Genomic DNA, 14,018 nt, shown 5'->3' on the forward strand with positions numbered 1-14,018 from the left:
TAGGAAGCGCTCCGATGAGGGCTGCGCTATCTTCCATGCATCAGCGCTTCGCCTAGCCCGGACCCCGCAAGAAGAGGGATGATCGCTGAATGAGGAGGATCAAATGACAGCCAGAGCTGAGACGGTAAAGCTCAAGCGGGTCTATGCGGCCAAGGTGGATGCGGATGGCGCCCGACTGCTGGTCGATCGCATCTGGCCCCGCGGTCTCAGCAAGGAGCGTGCTGCACTGACTGCCTGGCTAAAGGATGTCGCGCCAAGCACCGAGCTGCGCCACTGGTTCAATCATGAGCCTGATCGCTGGGAGGAGTTCCGTCGGCGCTACACCGCAGAGCTTGAGCACAAGGAGGAAGAGCTGAAGCTCGTGACCGATTTCGTAAAGAAGGGCACGGTCACGCTGCTTTATGCCACCAGCGATGACGAGCACAACAATGCCGTGGCGCTCCGTGATTTCCTCATCCGACGGATTTTCGATTGAGAAGGCAGCCAATTGTATCAGAACGTATCCGGAAGGCCGGATGCTACATCCGCATGCAATTGAAGCGGATACCCGAAACATCGGGGATACATGCGCGCTGTTTTCTCCCTGCCATCAACTTGAAACGGAGAGAGCCAATGTCCAGCGAAATCAATCTTCAGCGTCGTCGTTTTTTCGGTGTTGCGGCCATGACCATGGCGGCGGTCGAATTTGGCCTGACCAGTGCCGCTGGTGCCCAGTCGCAGGTTACCGCGCCCGCCGTGACGGCAGGCTCGCATACGTCCTTTGCACCGCTGAAGCAGGTCAAGGCTGGCGTACTTAATGTTGGCTACGCTGAAGCCGGTCCCGCAAATGGCCCGGTTGTGCTCCTTCTTCATGGCTGGCCCTACGACATCTACAGCTTCGTCGATGTAGCGCCTGCGCTCGCCGATGCCGGCTACCGGGTACTGATCCCCTATCTGCGCGGCTATGGCTCAACCGAATTCCTCTCCGCAAAGACACCACGCAACGGTCAGCAGGCTGCCATCGCCACTGATATCATCGCCTTCATGGATGCGCTTGACATCGAGCGCGCCGTGATCGGCGGTTATGATTGGGGCGGCCGCACCGCGGACATCCTGGCCGCTGTCTGGCCGGAACGTTGCAAGGGTTTGGTCTCGGTCAGCGGCTATCTGATCGGCAGTCAGGAGGCGAACAAGAAGCCGCTTCCGCCGCAGGCCGAGCTGTCCTGGTGGTATCAGTTCTACTTCGCCACCGAACGCGGCCGCGAGGGGTATGAGGCCAACCGGCATGATTTCGCAAAGCTGATTTGGAAGCTTGCTTCGCCGCAGTGGAAATTTGATGACGCAACTTTCGACCGCTCTGCCAAAGCCTTCGAAAACCCTGACCATGTCGCAATCACCATCCACAACTACCGCTGGCGGCTTGGCCTTGCCAATGGCGAAAAGAAGTATGACGCGTTGGAAAAGAAGCTCGCTGCTTTTCCTGTTATCACCGTACCGACCATCACCATGGAAGGCGACGCCAATGGCGCGCCGCATCCGGAGCCTTCGGCCTACGCCAAAAAGTTCACCGGCAGGTATGAGCATCGCAACATCACTGGCGGTATCGGCCATAACCTGCCGCAAGAAGCACCGCAGGCCTTTGCCCAGGCCATTCTGGATGTCGATCGCTTCTAAAGCCTGCCTCGGCTGCCGCGAACGGAATTCCCTGTTTCGTGGCAGCCAATTCAGAGTCAAAACAGTAAGCAGCGAGTCTGCGTCTGAGATAACAGTTCTGCTGCACGCCAACAGATAGAGGATCCGAAAGTCCTGACATGGAGCACGTCGACCACATCCTGATCGTCGATGACGATCGTGAAATCCGCGAACTGGTTTCCAGCTATCTGAAGAAGAACGGGCTTCGGACGTCAGTCGCCGCCGATGGCCGCCAGATGCGCAGCTTTCTCGAAGGCAATACGGTCGATCTCATCGTGCTCGATGTCATGATGCCGGGCGATGACGGGCTCGTGCTCTGTCGTGAGCTGCGTGCGGGTAAGCACAAGGCAACGCCTATCCTGATGCTGACGGCCCGCAGCGACGAGATGGATCGCATCATCGGGTTGGAGATGGGCGCCGACGACTATCTGCCGAAACCCTTTGCCGCGCGCGAATTGCTGGCACGCATCAAGGCCGTCCTTCGCCGCACCCGCGCGCTGCCGCCGAACCTGCAGATTTCGGAGGCAGGACAGTGGCTTCGCTTCGGTGACTGGCGCCTGGATACGGTCGGCCGGCATCTTCTTGACAGGCAAGGAACCGAGATTGCGCTGAGCGGCGCCGAATACCGGCTGCTGCGGGTCTTCATCGACCATCCGCAGCGGGTGCTCAACCGCGACCAACTGCTGAACCTTACGCAGGGCCGCGATGCGGAACTCTTCGACCGCTCCATCGACCTGCTGGTCAGCCGCGTTCGCCAGCGACTGGGGGATGATGCCCGCGAGCCGACCTATATCAAGACGGTGCGCAGTGAAGGTTACGTCTTTTCCGTTCCGGTGGAGATTGAAGAGGCCAGGTCATGAGCGTGGGGGCTGCTCTTCGCTCCGGGTTTTGGCCGAGCACGCTGCGGGCTCGTCTTTTCTTCATTCTGCTGGCGGGCCTGGCGATTGCCTATGGCCTGTCCTTCACAGTCCTCTTCGTTGAGCGTTCCATGTCGGCCAAGGCCGTCATGCTCGGCACGTTGGAAAGTGATGTCGCGACCTCGATCGCCGTTCTCGACCGCCTGCCGGCGGATCAGCGCAGCGACCTGCTCGATCGTCTCAGCCGCGGCAACTATCGTTTCGAACTTGGGCCCGGTCTGCCCGGTGTGCCCGACAATTCCAGCAAGGGCAGGGAAATCGGCGGCAGGATCGAAGAGGCGATCGGCGGCACCTATCCGATCCGCATGGAATCCATTCCGGGCGATATCAGCCGGCTGCAGGCGCATCTGACGCTGAGTGACGGAAGTCCGCTGACGATCGACATCACGCCGCGGCCTCCGATGCCGATTGCGGCATGGTTGCCCTATGTGCTTGCTATCCAGATGGTGCTGCTCGTGCTTTGCACCTGGTTTGCCGTGCGCCAGGCAATCCGGCCGCTCGGGGCTCTTGCGGCTGCGGCCGACGCACTCGATCCCAACAAGAAAGGTCCGCCGCTCAGCGAGCGTGGCCCGAGCGAAGTTGCGCATGCGGCGCGCGCCTTTAATGCCATGCGCGAAAGGATCGCGCATTATCTCGAAGAGCGGGTACAGATTCTGGCTGCGATCTCGCACGACCTGCAGACGCCGATCACCCGTATGCGGCTGCGCGCCGATATGACCGATGATTCCCCCGAGAAGGACAAGCTGGTGCGCGATCTCGGTGAGATCGAACGTCTCGTGCAGGATGGGATCGCTTATGCCCGCAGCGCCCATGGCAATGGCGAGAAGTTTTCCCGTATCGACCTCTCGTCCTTCATCGACAGCATCGCCTATGACTATCAGGACATGGACAAGGCCGTCAGCGTCGTCGGCCTCGTGCAGGGCATTGCATCGACGAAACCGCATGCGCTTCGTCGCATTCTCACGAACTTCGTCGACAATGCGCTGAAATTCGCAGGTGCAGCCGAAATCAGCGTTGAGCGGAAAGGCGAGGAGGCGATCGCCATCACCGTGATGGACCGCGGCCCTGGCATTCCGGACGCCATGCTCGAAGCCGCCATGCAACCCTTCTTCCGGCTGGAACAGTCGCGTAATCGCGAGACTGGCGGCACAGGCCTTGGCCTTGCCATTGCCCAGCAATTGGCAGCCGCAATCGGCGGCTCGGTGCGGCTCTACAACCGCGAGGGCGGTGGTCTCGCGGCCGAAGTGACGATCCGCGCCAATTGATTTTTTCGCTGCATTTGTATGCGAAAATGTCCAGATAGACCGGCGCTACGCTTTGATACAGTTCGGCCGATTTTGGAAACATACGGGATACGTCAGACCGTCAAAACCACTCCGTCACCAGATGTCGCAGGTTGCGACACGAAACCAAGGAGTGCTCTCATGACGACGATTGAAAAGGTTCTCTACACCGGCAAGACCCACACCACCGGCGGCCGCGACGGCGCCGCTCGCAGCAGCGATGCGCAGCTCGATGTGAAGCTTTCGCCTCCGGGCAGCGCCCATGCAGGCACCAATCCTGAACAGCTCTTTGCAGCCGGCTGGTCGGCCTGCTTCATCGGGGCAATGGGCCTTGCTGCTGGCAAGCGCAAGCTGAGGCTTCCCGCCGATACTGCTGTTGACGCTGAAGTCGATCTCGGCATGACCGGCGATGCCTATTTCCTGCAGGCCCGGTTGAACATCAGCCTGCCGGGTCTGGAACCTGAAGTCGCCCGCACGCTGATTGAGGAAGCCCACCAGACCTGCCCTTATTCGAAGGCGACGCGCGGCAACATCAATGTCGAGCTCAATCTCGTCTAAACATCCCGGCTCAATTTGGGTGCAGCTGGCTGCATCCACGGAGGCTTCGATGAAAAGGATCATTATCTTCATTCTGGGAGCAGCGGTTTTTGCAGCCCCCTGTATCTATGACGTGTTCTCTGATGAGCCGTCGCCACTGCTTGGTCTGCTTGCTGCGGCCTCGGGGGCACCCGGGTCCCTGTAAGGTGATTGCAATCTGTCATCGCTGAGAGCGATGAGTAGGGCACCCGCCGTTTGGCGGGTGCCTTTATTTTTTTAAGTCTTTCTACCTGTCTGGCTCCGATTGCGTCGCAAAACGATCTCAGTCTTGACATTAATACGGTCGTACGTATTGTAATGCGTATGGCAAAACATTCACATCGAAACTCAATTCTCGAAGCCGGCCGAAAGGTCATGTTCCGCAAGGGTTACATTGGCGCGGGGGTCCGCGACATCGTCGCCGAAGCGGGCGTGCCACAGGGTTCGTTCACGAACCACTTCCGTTCCAAAGAGGAATTCACGAAGGAGGTGCTGGATCTCTACTTTCAGGATCTTCAGTGCGCCATCGAGACGGCGCTTGGGGATGCGGGGCTGAGACCACGCCAGCGCATCGAGAAATATCTCGATATCATCACCGGCCGTCTGGCTGCCGATGGTTTCAGCCGCGGCTGCCTCATCGGCGATCTCAGCCTGGAGGCGGCCCCGCAGAGCGAGACGCTGCGCACGCGGCTATCGGAAATTTTTGGCGAATGGAGCGCGCCATTTACGGCTTGCATTGCCGAAGGACAGGCCTCCGGGGAGATCGATGATGCGATCAGTCCGGAAGATCTGGCCGAATTCCTCCTTGCTTCATGGGAAGGCGCGATCCTGCGCATGAAAGTATCGCGGGATGCCCAGCCCCTGGAGCGGTTCAAGAAGATCGTCTTTGCCACCGTGTTCAAGGATCACAGCCATGAGACATGATATCAGTCTGCCGCGCGTGCCGGTGCTCGATTCCGAAATGGCATATCGCGAGGCCGGCAGAACGGACGGCCCTGTCGCCCTCCTTCTGCATGGCAATCCCACTTCGTCTTATATCTGGCGCAACATCATTCCGCATGTCGCAGATGCCGCCCATTGTATCGCTCCGGACTTGATCGGCTTCGGCCAATCCGGCAAGCCGGATATTGCCTATCGATTCGAAGACCATGTGCGCTACGTCGACGCCTTCATAGCGAAGATGGGCATCAAGTCGGCCTATCTCGTCGCCCAGGATTGGGGAAGCGGGCTGGCGCTCCATCTCGCCGCCCGTCGTCCCGATTTCGTCCGAGGCTTGGCCTTCATGGAGTTCATCAGACCGATCCCGACCTGGGACGAATTTCTGCAGAACAGCGACGAGCGTGAGATTTTTCGCAGATTCCGCACGCCGGGAGAGGGGGAGGCGCTCGTTCTCCAGGACAATATCTTCGTTGAAGGCGTACTGCCGGGGGCAACGCACCGTCAATTCAGCGAGGAGGAGATGGCCGTCTATCGAGCGCCGTTTCCGACACCGGCCTCGCGCCGGCCGACCTGGCAATTTCCAAATGAGCTGCCGATCGCCGGCGAACCGGCAGATGTCTATGCGATCATGGAAAAGGCGCACGAGGCTCTGGCGGTATCGAACTATCCGAAGCTTCTCTTCGCTGGCGATCCCGGCGCCCTCATTCCGACCGCCTTTGCCGAGGATTTTGCAAAACGTCTGCGTAATTGCCGGCTGATCAAGCTGGGCAAAGGCCTGCACTACCTGCAGGAAGATCATCCTGAAATCATCGGCGAGACGGTTGCCGCGTTCATCGCCGAGATCGAGGCGCAGAGCCTGGTCGCATAAGGCAGCGGAGCGATTGCCGCCACTGGAGAACGAAGGCGAGCCTCGACTTCGTTCTCTTCTCTATCCGGCTACCGCAGATGCTAATGTATTCTTTTTGCGGGGCGAACGGTGCGTTGTTCGATCCGCCCTGCGATGGAGAAAATCAGCACATCGACATCGGCATCGATCGTCGACCCATCCAATAGCCGGACGACGTCGTCTATCCCCGACACCGGATGGCCGGCGATTGCGAGCAGATAATCACCCTCGCGAAGGCCGGCCCTGGCGGCAGGACCATCGTCTTCGACGCGGCGCAGGCGGACTGTTGTCCGTTGGGGAACGCCGGCCTCAAGCGCAATACGCCGATGCAGATCGACCGTATCGGCTGCGATGCCGATATATCCGCGGCGGACCTCGCCGAAGCGCAGGATTTCAGACACGACGTGCTTGGCGGTATTCGATGCGACCGCAAAGGCAATACTCTGCGCGCCCTGGATGACCGCGGTGTTGACGCCAATGACCTCACCTGACGAAGAGACCAGCGGACCGCCTGAATTGCCGGGGTTAAGCGCCGCGTCGGTCTGGATGATATCTTCCATCAGGCGACCGCTCGCGGCGCGCATCGAGCGTCCGAGAGCGGAAACGACGCCCGCTGTGACAGTCCATTCGAAGCCAAGCGGATTGCCGATGGCAACAGCGATATGCCCGCGCTTCAGCTTCTTCGAGTCGGCAAGCTGCGCCCAGGCGCCGGACCAGTCGTTGGCCCGGATCAGCGCAAGGTCGGTGTCTTCATCCCGGCCGAGCACCCGGCCTTCTACGACTGCACCATCAGGCGTCTTGATGGTGACGGCCTTTGCATCGCCGACGACGTGATTGTTGGTGACGATGAGACCGTCGGGCGAGATGGCGAAGCCGGAACCATGCCCCGCCCGTCCGCCGATGCGCTCGATGCGGCTGACTGCCGGGCCGACCATATCGACGGTATTTGACACCGTTTCGGAATAGGCATCCAGCAGCCCGGCGTCTGACGACGGCTGAATGTCACGATCAATGAATCCCATGAAATCTCCTCCGACGCGTGAGGCGTCGACGTTGAGGACCGGCAGCGACTGTTGGAGGCAAAGGGCTGTCGTTCGACAGGTGAACAATGGAAATATCAGGTGAGGCTTGCAGCGCTGTCTTTCAAGAGCCGTGATTTCTGGAGGCGGCGAGGTACGAAGCCGCCACCTTGCAGGCAGCCAGCGCTGCGGCGCCGGCGTCAAGACCTCCGATGATGGCATCGATGTAACCACCAGCGAAATAATCCCCCGCTCCCGTCGTATCGCGCACCGGGGCTGCTGGCGGTAACTCGACGATGATCGAATCTTGCCGGCTGACGATCTCGATGGGTTGCATACCGCTCGTCAGCACGAGGGTTTCAAGCCGTGGCGCGGCGATTTCAGCAGCTGCCTGCCAGGCGGTTTGCGCCGCTCCTTTCACGTCCGAGCGCGAAGCGATCAGAACATTAGCCGGCCGGCGTTCAGCCGAGAGCGGATATTGCGAAACCACCTGGTCGAAATCATCCAATTGCCGCAGGGCGGCCTGGCTCATCGTCCGTGCATTGAGGTAGACGAGCGAAGCATCGATCGGCGGCAGGGCTTCGATACCAGGCCTGCGGCGGCCAGCAGGCGCGATGATGGTGCGTTCGCCGCTGGGGTCGACAAGGATGTCGACGGCTGCAGTCTTTCCGGGCACGAGGCCAACGAAATCGGTGTTGAAGCCACGTTTGCCGAGATCCTTCAGATAGGTGCGCCCTCGATCATCGTCGTGAAGACTGGTGACGAGTATCACCTCATGGCCGCGATCGAGCAGGACCAGGCCGGTATTGAAGCCGCCGCCGCCATAGCGCTCCTCAATCGATTGGCAGGCGAGCCTCCCGCCGGGCACCAGCGGTCGGTCGAGCCGCCAGATTCGGTCGACATTGGCATTGCCGACCACCATTATCCTTGCCATTCCGTCTCCCTTGCCGCGCTCTTCCGCCGCTTAGCGTGCGCTGTCATTCTTACCGATGATCTTACCGCGCAGCCAGGCGGAGGAAAGATCGATAACATAAACGACGGCGACGATCAGGAAGATGATCGTCCAGGCTTCCGGCCAGCGATAGGCGGCAATGCGGTCCGCAAGCAGAAACCCGATTCCGCCGGCGCCGACAATGCCGAGAATGGTGCCTGAGCGGGTGTTGGATTCGAAATTGTAGAGCATGATCGACAGGATCACCGGCATGGCCTGCGGCATGATGGCAAGGCGGATCGTCTGCAGCGGTCCGCCGCCCGACGCGAGAACACCATCGACGGGTTTGCGCGAGGTATTTTCGATTGCTTCCGAAAAAAGCTTGGCGAATGTGCCGATTTCCGAGACGGCGATGGCGAAGACGCCCGGGAGCGGACCAAGGCCGAAGGCGCGGATGAAGATCAGTGCGAGTACGATCTGTTCCACTGCGCGCAGCGCATCGAAACCTCGGCGGGTCGACAGCCGCACCCAGCCGAGCGGCATGATGTTCTTGGCACCGAGAAAGGCGAGCGGAAAGGCGACCACCGCACCAAGCAGCGTTCCCAGGAACGCCATAGAAATCGTCTGGCCGAGGCCGACGAGCACATCGTTCCATTCCTGCCAGGTCGTCCAGATATAAGGCGGGAACATGAAGGAGAAGATCATGCCGAGCCGCGACAGGCCGTTCAGGATGCGCGCCGGCGAAAAGTCGAAGAGATAGAGGCCGGCAACGAGTGGCAGGATAAGGGCTATCGCACCGGTATAGCGCATCAGCCGTACGCGCGGCGGGACCGAAAATGCGCCCGGCACGCGTTGCCGCAGTCCGGAAAGGGAGGAGGTGTCGGCCATGTCTCAGATACTCCGGCTTTCGATGCCGATGATGCGGTGGCGCAGCTTCTCACTCAGGAAATCGATGATCACGACAGTGACGAGAATGATGACGAAGAGCGCCGATAGATCGGTGTATTCCTGAAGCGACATGGCTGTGCGGATCTCCTGTCCAAGGCCGCCGGCGCCGACATAGCCGATGATCGAGGACGAGCGTACATTGATCTCGAAGCGCAGGAGCGTGTAACTGATGATGTTCGGGATGACCTGCGGCACGACGCCATAACGCATCTGCTGAAACCAGTTGCCGCCCGAAGCTTTGACGCCTTCCAGCGGCCGCATGTCGATATTCTCGTTGATCTCGGAATAGAGTTTGCCGAGCGAACCCGTCGCATGCGTCGAGATCGCCAGCACGCCGGCAAGTGGGCCGACGCCGAAGCAGAAGACGTAGATCAGCGCCCAGACGATATCGGGAACCGTGCGGATAACCTCGAGATAACGGCGGGAGGCGATCAGCAGAAAGCTGTTGGGACTGAGGTTGCGGGCGGCGGGGAAGCTCAGGATAAAGGCGCCGACGACACCGAAAAACGTTGCGACATAGGCGATCAGGATCGTTTCGCCGAGCAGCTCCAGCCAGACCGGCCAGCGCCAGAACCATTCGGCGAGATCGGAACCGAGCGTCTCGAGGCGCAAATGCGGCAGTGTCTTGTAGAGATATTCGCCGAGCCGGGGCAGGGAAGCCCATAGTTTCCAGGTCGTGATACGCTCGCCCGAGGGCAGATTGACCTCGGTCATGTCGAAGAAGCCGCCCGTCCAGGCCGTCAGCAAAACCGCGGCGGCAATGAGCATGACCGAAACGAGTTGCACGGTTTTGGCGCGGCTGCGGATACTGCGATATTCCGCCTCGAACTGGCGGATCGTGATGGAAGCTGATGCTGTCGTCATGTCTGATCCCGGTCGTCAGAGCGCCGGAGGGCGCGGCGCTCCCGTTGCTTGGCGTGGATGAGGGATGTCAGCCGTTACGGCGCTGCTTCTTCAGCCAGTCGCGCATGTCGACGATCCACTGATAGCGCTGATGATCGACTTCGACATAGCCTTTGGAGGTGGAGTTATCGCCGCCGCTCATTTCCTTGAAGGCATCGGGTGCCTTCTCCGGCGTTGCCTTTACCGCTGCCTTGACCTCAGCGATCATGTCGGCGGGCAGGTTGGTGCGGGTGGTGAAGGGGCCGTTGGTGATCTCAGGCGACTGCCAGATACGGCAGACCTCACCCTTCGGGATCATGCCCTTCGACTCCATGCGCTGCGGGATGCCGCTGATGTCGTTGTTGACATAGGTCGCGGCAGCATCGAACTGCTTGTTGGCGACGGCCATGACGCCGGTTTCGTGAGCGCCGGAGAAGGGAATGGCCGAGAAAAAGGTCTTCGGATCGTAGCCCTGCTTGACGAGGTTATAGTAAGGCACGGCGTAGCCGGAGGTGGAATCCGGATCGGCGAAGGCGAGAACCTTGCCCTTCAGGTCGTCGACCGACTTGTAGCCGGAGTCGCAGCGAACGGTGATGACAGAATAGTAGCCGGTCGAGCCGTCCTGTTCCTGGCCCGCGAGCAGTGGTTCCACGCCGCCATTGGTTTCGGTATAGGCGGCCGCATAGGCGGAGGAGCCGAGGAAGGCGAATTCGATCTGGTCGGAGGCGAGCGCCTGGATGACGCCGTCATAATTGCCGGCGGTGAAGATCTCGACCTTCACGCCGAGTTCCTTTTCCAGATATTGCTGGAAGCCGACGCGGCGTGCGATGCGGTCCTTCTCGTTCTCGCCCGAGAGAACGCCTAGGCGGATCGTCTTGTACTGGTTTTTCCAACCGTCGGCATGGGCCTGGCTGGACAGGGCAAGCGTGGCCGTCACGGCCGCAAGCATGAGGACGTTTTTCATTCCAACTCTCCTGTTGCAAAAAGAAGCCCGCGGCCTGGCAGAACCGCGGGCGAAACTCATACCGCCTGGTAGACCTTCTCTTTTGCGGTTCGACCGGCGTTGAATGAGGTGGATGTCACGGCCTCGTCGATCTCTGCGTCGAAATCCTCCGTGCCGTAGATTTCGCGGACCCGTTCCTGGGTCAGATCTGCCGGCGCGCCGTCAAAACGCACCCGCCCGGCCCGCATGGCGATAATGCGTTCGCAATAGTTGCGGGCAGTATCGAGCGTATGCAGATTGACGAGTACGGTAATGCCATCCTCGCGATTGATCTTGCGCAGCGCCTCCATGACGCGTGTCGCATTGGCCGGATCAAGCGACGCGATCGGCTCGTCGGCAAGCATGATCTTCGGGTTTTGAACCAGCGCCTTTGCGATGGCGACGCGTTGCTGCTGGCCGCCTGACAACGTGCCAGCCCGTTGCAGAGCCTGCGGCACGAGGTCGAGCCGATCGAGCGCGCGGATCGCCATTTCCTTCTCTTCATCCGTAAAGCGGCGCAGCATGGATGAGAGGAAGCCGTGCTCAGCGACGCGGCCGATCAGAACGTTCGTCAGCACATCCATCCGCTCGACCAGATTGAACTGCTGGAATACCATGGCGCAGGAGGCGCGCCACAGACGCAACTCGCGGCCGCGCAGCTTGGTGATATCCTTGCCCTCGAACATGATCGTGCCGGATGTCGGGTCCAGGAGACGGTTGATCAGCCGGAGCAATGTCGATTTGCCGGCGCCGCTGCGTCCGATAATGCCGACCATCTGACCGGCGTAGATCGACAGATTTACGTCGTCGACCGCCTGTGTTTGACCGAATTTCTTCTTGAGGGAATGAAGTTCAAGCACCGGAAGACCTCCGCTTGCCAGAAGCGCCAGAGACGAAACTGAATTGTACTTAAATACCAGTCTATGAAATGAAATATAGCATTTCAGTATGACACTTTTATTAAGTAATTGTTCAATATTTGCCGATAGTTACGTTGTTTTTATCAAGTAATACATCCGGAAAATCCGGATGTATTTTGTTCAATAGCAGCCCCTGGCGCTTTCCGGCTGGAGGCTTCTTATGCAGCCTTTTGGAATCGCAGGACAATTCCATCCGAATAGACCTGCCTGCCCCGGCAGAAAGTGGCCCGCACCCGCGGAAGGCGGCCATGCTCGGCGATGACGAGATCGGCACGCAGTCCAACTTCGATCGCGCCGCGATCTGTCAGCCCAAGCGCCTTGGCGGGATTGGCGCTGACCAGCGCCACAGAAGCCGGCAGTCCGCCCGATCCGGCTTCCGCAAGTGCGATGGCAGCCGGCAGCATGGCGGAGGGATGGTAATCGCTCGCCAGGATGTCGAGAACGCCGCGTTCATAGGCCTCACGGGCAGAAAGATTGCCTGAATAGGAAAGCCCGCGAAGCGCATTCGGTGCGCCCATGGCCGTTGCCAGCCCGAACTTGCGGGCCTCCTGTGCAGCCGCCATCGTCACAGGAAACTCGCTGATGCGCGCACCAAGTCCCTCCACGATTGCGATCTTCTCTACGCTGTCGTCATCATGGGAGGCGATGATGACGCCATGGTCGCGCGCGGTGGCGGCGATGCCCTGCAGATTGTCGACCGCGTCATTGTTCTGGGCGCGGTTTTCCATGCGTTGCTGAACACGCTGGGCAGCCTGTTCGAGACTGATCTTGTTGTTGCGCGCGATCGTCTCGATATGGCGTTCGACATCGCGGTACTGGCCCTGGCCCGGCGTGTGGTCCATCAGCGAGACGAGATCGAGGGCGCCGGCCCGCAGCAGGTCTTCGATGACGGCGCGGGCATGGGTGAAGGTGATTTCGAAACGTGCGTGAACCCTGTGGTCGATCAGGAGATCGTTCTTCCGGAGTTCGACCAGCGTCTGGATGATCGAGCGCGAATGCTCTTCCGAGCGGATGTGGCCATAGCTGCTATTGGCATGGAAGGAGAGCGCCGCATAGGCGGTGGTGATGCCATTGCCGGCAAGCTTCTTGTCGAGTTCGAAAATGCCGAGTTCCAGCGGAAAGCGCACATTCGGCCGCGGCTCGATCTCGCGCTCGATCATATCGCCGTGCATGTCGATGAAGCCCGGAAGCAGCAGCCTGCCGTCGCCTGAAATATCGGCTTCGGCCACCGGCTCTTCCCTGATGTCGGCGATCATGCCACCTTCGATCCTCACGGCACCGCGCGGTATGACCCTATCGCGCAGCACGATTTCGAAATCACTCAGCCACATTCTCTACTCCATCCTGGATCTGTCGGGTTTGAAGGCTGATTTCGCGGTCGATGAGATCCGCGATATCGTCGGGGTGGTGAAAGACGCCGATCATTGCGACGCCTGCAGCTTTCAGCTCGGCGAGGCGGGCAACGAGTGCGCGGCGCGCATTCTTGTCGAGCGAGGCGGTCGGCTCGTCGAGGAAGAGAAGCCGCTGCGGCAGGATGAGGGCACGCGCCAGATTGACCTTCTGCTGTTCGCCGCCGGAGAAGGTGGAGGGGTAGGCCGCCCAGAGCCCCGGCTTGACGCCGAAGGCGGAAAGCCAACGGCGCGCCTGTTCAATCGCCTCGTCGTAAGGTTGGCCGGCAAGGCGCAGCGGCTCGGCGACCAGTTCTTCGGCCGCCACGCGCGGACGGGCCTGCAGGAACTGCGTCACGAAGCCGATCTCCCGCTTGCGCAGGAGGGCGATATCGACGTCGGCTGCGACTGTTAGATCGATGACACCTTCGCGCGTATGATAATAGGCGTGGCCGGCGCGCGGTACGTAGGAACGGTAGAGCGTGCGCAAGAGCGTCGATTTGCCGGCGCCGTTTTCGCCGGTCAGCAGGATGAATTCACCTTCGCGGAGTTCGAAAGCGACCTTGTCGAAGGCGTGCAGCGTGCGTTTGAGATGATGCATCTCGAAATGCTTGGCGAGGCCCTGGACGGAGAGAATGGTCTGCGCCGAAGCGGCAGGATGTGTGTGCATGTTCAC

At 60.2% G+C, this 14,018-nt stretch carries 15 protein-coding genes; 7 read left to right on the forward strand and 8 right to left on the reverse strand.

The genetic code is table 11. The features are described from left to right. Nucleotides 1-103: 103 nt before the first annotated feature. The 7 genes from AC1DTN_RS14165 (at nt 104) to AC1DTN_RS14195 (ending at nt 6,254) form a co-directional block, all read left to right on the forward strand. The gene (locus tag AC1DTN_RS14165) at nt 104-475 is read left to right on the forward strand and encodes a DUF488 domain-containing protein (RefSeq protein WP_310382096.1); all 372 of its coding nucleotides are present in this window, start codon (nt 104-106) and stop codon (nt 473-475) included. A 137-nt stretch (nt 476-612) separates the two neighbouring features. Next, nucleotides 613-1,653 carry an alpha/beta fold hydrolase gene (locus AC1DTN_RS14170; RefSeq protein ID WP_442207523.1) on the forward strand — a complete coding sequence of 347 codons (1,041 nt, stop codon included), beginning with the start codon at nt 613-615 and terminating at the stop codon, nt 1,651-1,653. 137 nt (nt 1,654-1,790) lie between these two features. Next, nucleotides 1,791-2,531 (forward strand): response regulator, encoded by a 741-nt coding sequence (locus AC1DTN_RS14175; RefSeq protein ID WP_007826946.1) that lies wholly within the window; start codon nt 1,791-1,793, stop codon nt 2,529-2,531. Beyond that, nucleotides 2,528-3,853, forward strand: coding sequence for an ATP-binding protein (locus tag AC1DTN_RS14180; RefSeq protein WP_439018092.1), 1,326 nt, complete (start codon nt 2,528-2,530; stop codon nt 3,851-3,853). The genes AC1DTN_RS14175 and AC1DTN_RS14180 overlap by 4 nt, the downstream gene beginning before the upstream one ends. A 159-nt stretch (nt 3,854-4,012) precedes the next feature. Further along, nucleotides 4,013-4,429 carry an organic hydroperoxide resistance protein gene (locus tag AC1DTN_RS14185; RefSeq protein ID WP_113320380.1) on the forward strand — a complete coding sequence of 139 codons (417 nt, stop codon included), beginning with the start codon at nt 4,013-4,015 and terminating at the stop codon, nt 4,427-4,429. 342 nt (nt 4,430-4,771) lie between these two features. Further along, nucleotides 4,772-5,371 (forward strand): TetR/AcrR family transcriptional regulator, encoded by a 600-nt coding sequence (locus AC1DTN_RS14190; RefSeq protein WP_310382100.1) that lies wholly within the window; start codon nt 4,772-4,774, stop codon nt 5,369-5,371. Next, the gene (locus AC1DTN_RS14195) at nt 5,361-6,254 is read left to right on the forward strand and encodes a haloalkane dehalogenase (RefSeq protein ID WP_439018091.1); all 894 of its coding nucleotides are present in this window, start codon (nt 5,361-5,363) and stop codon (nt 6,252-6,254) included. The genes AC1DTN_RS14190 and AC1DTN_RS14195 overlap by 11 nt, the downstream gene beginning before the upstream one ends. An 80-nt stretch (nt 6,255-6,334) precedes the next feature. On the opposite strand, the gene AC1DTN_RS14200 is transcribed toward AC1DTN_RS14195, so the two are convergent. The 8 genes from AC1DTN_RS14200 to AC1DTN_RS14235 form a co-directional block, all read right to left on the reverse strand. Beyond that, a complete protein-coding gene (locus AC1DTN_RS14200; protein WP_037098700.1) occupies nt 6,335-7,294 on the reverse strand; it encodes a S1C family serine protease in 960 nt (319 codons plus the stop codon). A 121-nt stretch (nt 7,295-7,415) separates the two neighbouring features. Further along, complete coding sequence (locus AC1DTN_RS14205; RefSeq protein ID WP_439018089.1) at nt 7,416-8,225, reverse strand: PfkB family carbohydrate kinase; 810 nt, start codon at nt 8,223-8,225, stop codon at nt 7,416-7,418. A 30-nt stretch (nt 8,226-8,255) separates the two neighbouring features. Beyond that, nucleotides 8,256-9,110: a phosphonate ABC transporter, permease protein PhnE gene (gene phnE / locus AC1DTN_RS14210; protein ID WP_442207524.1), complete on the reverse strand. Its 855-nt coding sequence runs from the start codon at nt 9,108-9,110 to the stop codon at nt 8,256-8,258. A 3-nt stretch (nt 9,111-9,113) separates the two neighbouring features. Continuing rightward, on the reverse strand, nt 9,114-10,034 hold the full coding sequence (phnE, locus tag AC1DTN_RS14215) for a phosphonate ABC transporter, permease protein PhnE (protein WP_113320374.1): 921 nt from the start codon (nt 10,032-10,034) through the stop codon (nt 9,114-9,116). Between the two features lie 67 nt (nt 10,035-10,101). Continuing rightward, nucleotides 10,102-11,016 carry a phosphonate ABC transporter substrate-binding protein gene (gene phnD / locus AC1DTN_RS14220; RefSeq protein WP_113320373.1) on the reverse strand — a complete coding sequence of 305 codons (915 nt, stop codon included), beginning with the start codon at nt 11,014-11,016 and terminating at the stop codon, nt 10,102-10,104. Between the two features lie 56 nt (nt 11,017-11,072). Further along, on the reverse strand, nt 11,073-11,894 hold the full coding sequence (phnC, locus tag AC1DTN_RS14225; RefSeq protein WP_442207525.1) for a phosphonate ABC transporter ATP-binding protein: 822 nt from the start codon (nt 11,892-11,894) through the stop codon (nt 11,073-11,075). A 218-nt stretch (nt 11,895-12,112) separates the two neighbouring features. Beyond that, nucleotides 12,113-13,285 carry an alpha-D-ribose 1-methylphosphonate 5-triphosphate diphosphatase gene (locus AC1DTN_RS14230; protein ID WP_113320371.1) on the reverse strand — a complete coding sequence of 391 codons (1,173 nt, stop codon included), beginning with the start codon at nt 13,283-13,285 and terminating at the stop codon, nt 12,113-12,115. Continuing rightward, nucleotides 13,272-14,012: a phosphonate C-P lyase system protein PhnL gene (locus tag AC1DTN_RS14235; RefSeq protein ID WP_442207574.1), complete on the reverse strand. Its 741-nt coding sequence runs from the start codon at nt 14,010-14,012 to the stop codon at nt 13,272-13,274. The genes AC1DTN_RS14230 and AC1DTN_RS14235 overlap by 14 nt, the downstream gene beginning before the upstream one ends. Nucleotides 14,013-14,018 lie beyond the last annotated feature (6 nt).

It is taken from the genome of Rhizobium sp. 01T444 (assembly GCF_056398305.1).

Excerpts from the sequence above, each read along its gene's own strand:
- AC1DTN_RS14165 (WP_310382096.1), top strand. The coding sequence starts at position 104 with ATGACAGCCAGAGCTGAGACGGTAAAGCTCAAGCGGGTCTATGCGGCC.
- AC1DTN_RS14170 (WP_442207523.1), top strand. The coding sequence starts at position 613 with ATGTCCAGCGAAATCAATCTTCAGCGTCGTCGTTTTTTCGGTGTTGCG.
- AC1DTN_RS14175 (WP_007826946.1), top strand. The coding sequence starts at position 1,791 with ATGGAGCACGTCGACCACATCCTGATCGTCGATGACGATCGTGAAATC.
- AC1DTN_RS14180 (WP_439018092.1), top strand. The coding sequence starts at position 2,528 with ATGAGCGTGGGGGCTGCTCTTCGCTCCGGGTTTTGGCCGAGCACGCTG.
- AC1DTN_RS14185 (WP_113320380.1), top strand. The coding sequence starts at position 4,013 with ATGACGACGATTGAAAAGGTTCTCTACACCGGCAAGACCCACACCACC.
- AC1DTN_RS14190 (WP_310382100.1), top strand. The coding sequence starts at position 4,772 with ATGGCAAAACATTCACATCGAAACTCAATTCTCGAAGCCGGCCGAAAG.
- AC1DTN_RS14195 (WP_439018091.1), top strand. The coding sequence starts at position 5,361 with ATGAGACATGATATCAGTCTGCCGCGCGTGCCGGTGCTCGATTCCGAA.
- AC1DTN_RS14200 (WP_037098700.1), bottom strand. The coding sequence starts at position 7,294 with ATGGGATTCATTGATCGTGACATTCAGCCGTCGTCAGACGCCGGGCTG.
- AC1DTN_RS14205 (WP_439018089.1), bottom strand. The coding sequence starts at position 8,225 with ATGGCAAGGATAATGGTGGTCGGCAATGCCAATGTCGACCGAATCTGG.
- phnE (WP_442207524.1), bottom strand. The coding sequence starts at position 9,110 with ATGGCCGACACCTCCTCCCTTTCCGGACTGCGGCAACGCGTGCCGGGC.
- phnE (WP_113320374.1), bottom strand. The coding sequence starts at position 10,034 with ATGACGACAGCATCAGCTTCCATCACGATCCGCCAGTTCGAGGCGGAA.
- phnD (WP_113320373.1), bottom strand. The coding sequence starts at position 11,016 with ATGAAAAACGTCCTCATGCTTGCGGCCGTGACGGCCACGCTTGCCCTG.
- AC1DTN_RS14230 (WP_113320371.1), bottom strand. The coding sequence starts at position 13,285 with ATGTGGCTGAGTGATTTCGAAATCGTGCTGCGCGATAGGGTCATACCG.
- AC1DTN_RS14235 (WP_442207574.1), bottom strand. The coding sequence starts at position 14,012 with ATGCACACACATCCTGCCGCTTCGGCGCAGACCATTCTCTCCGTCCAG.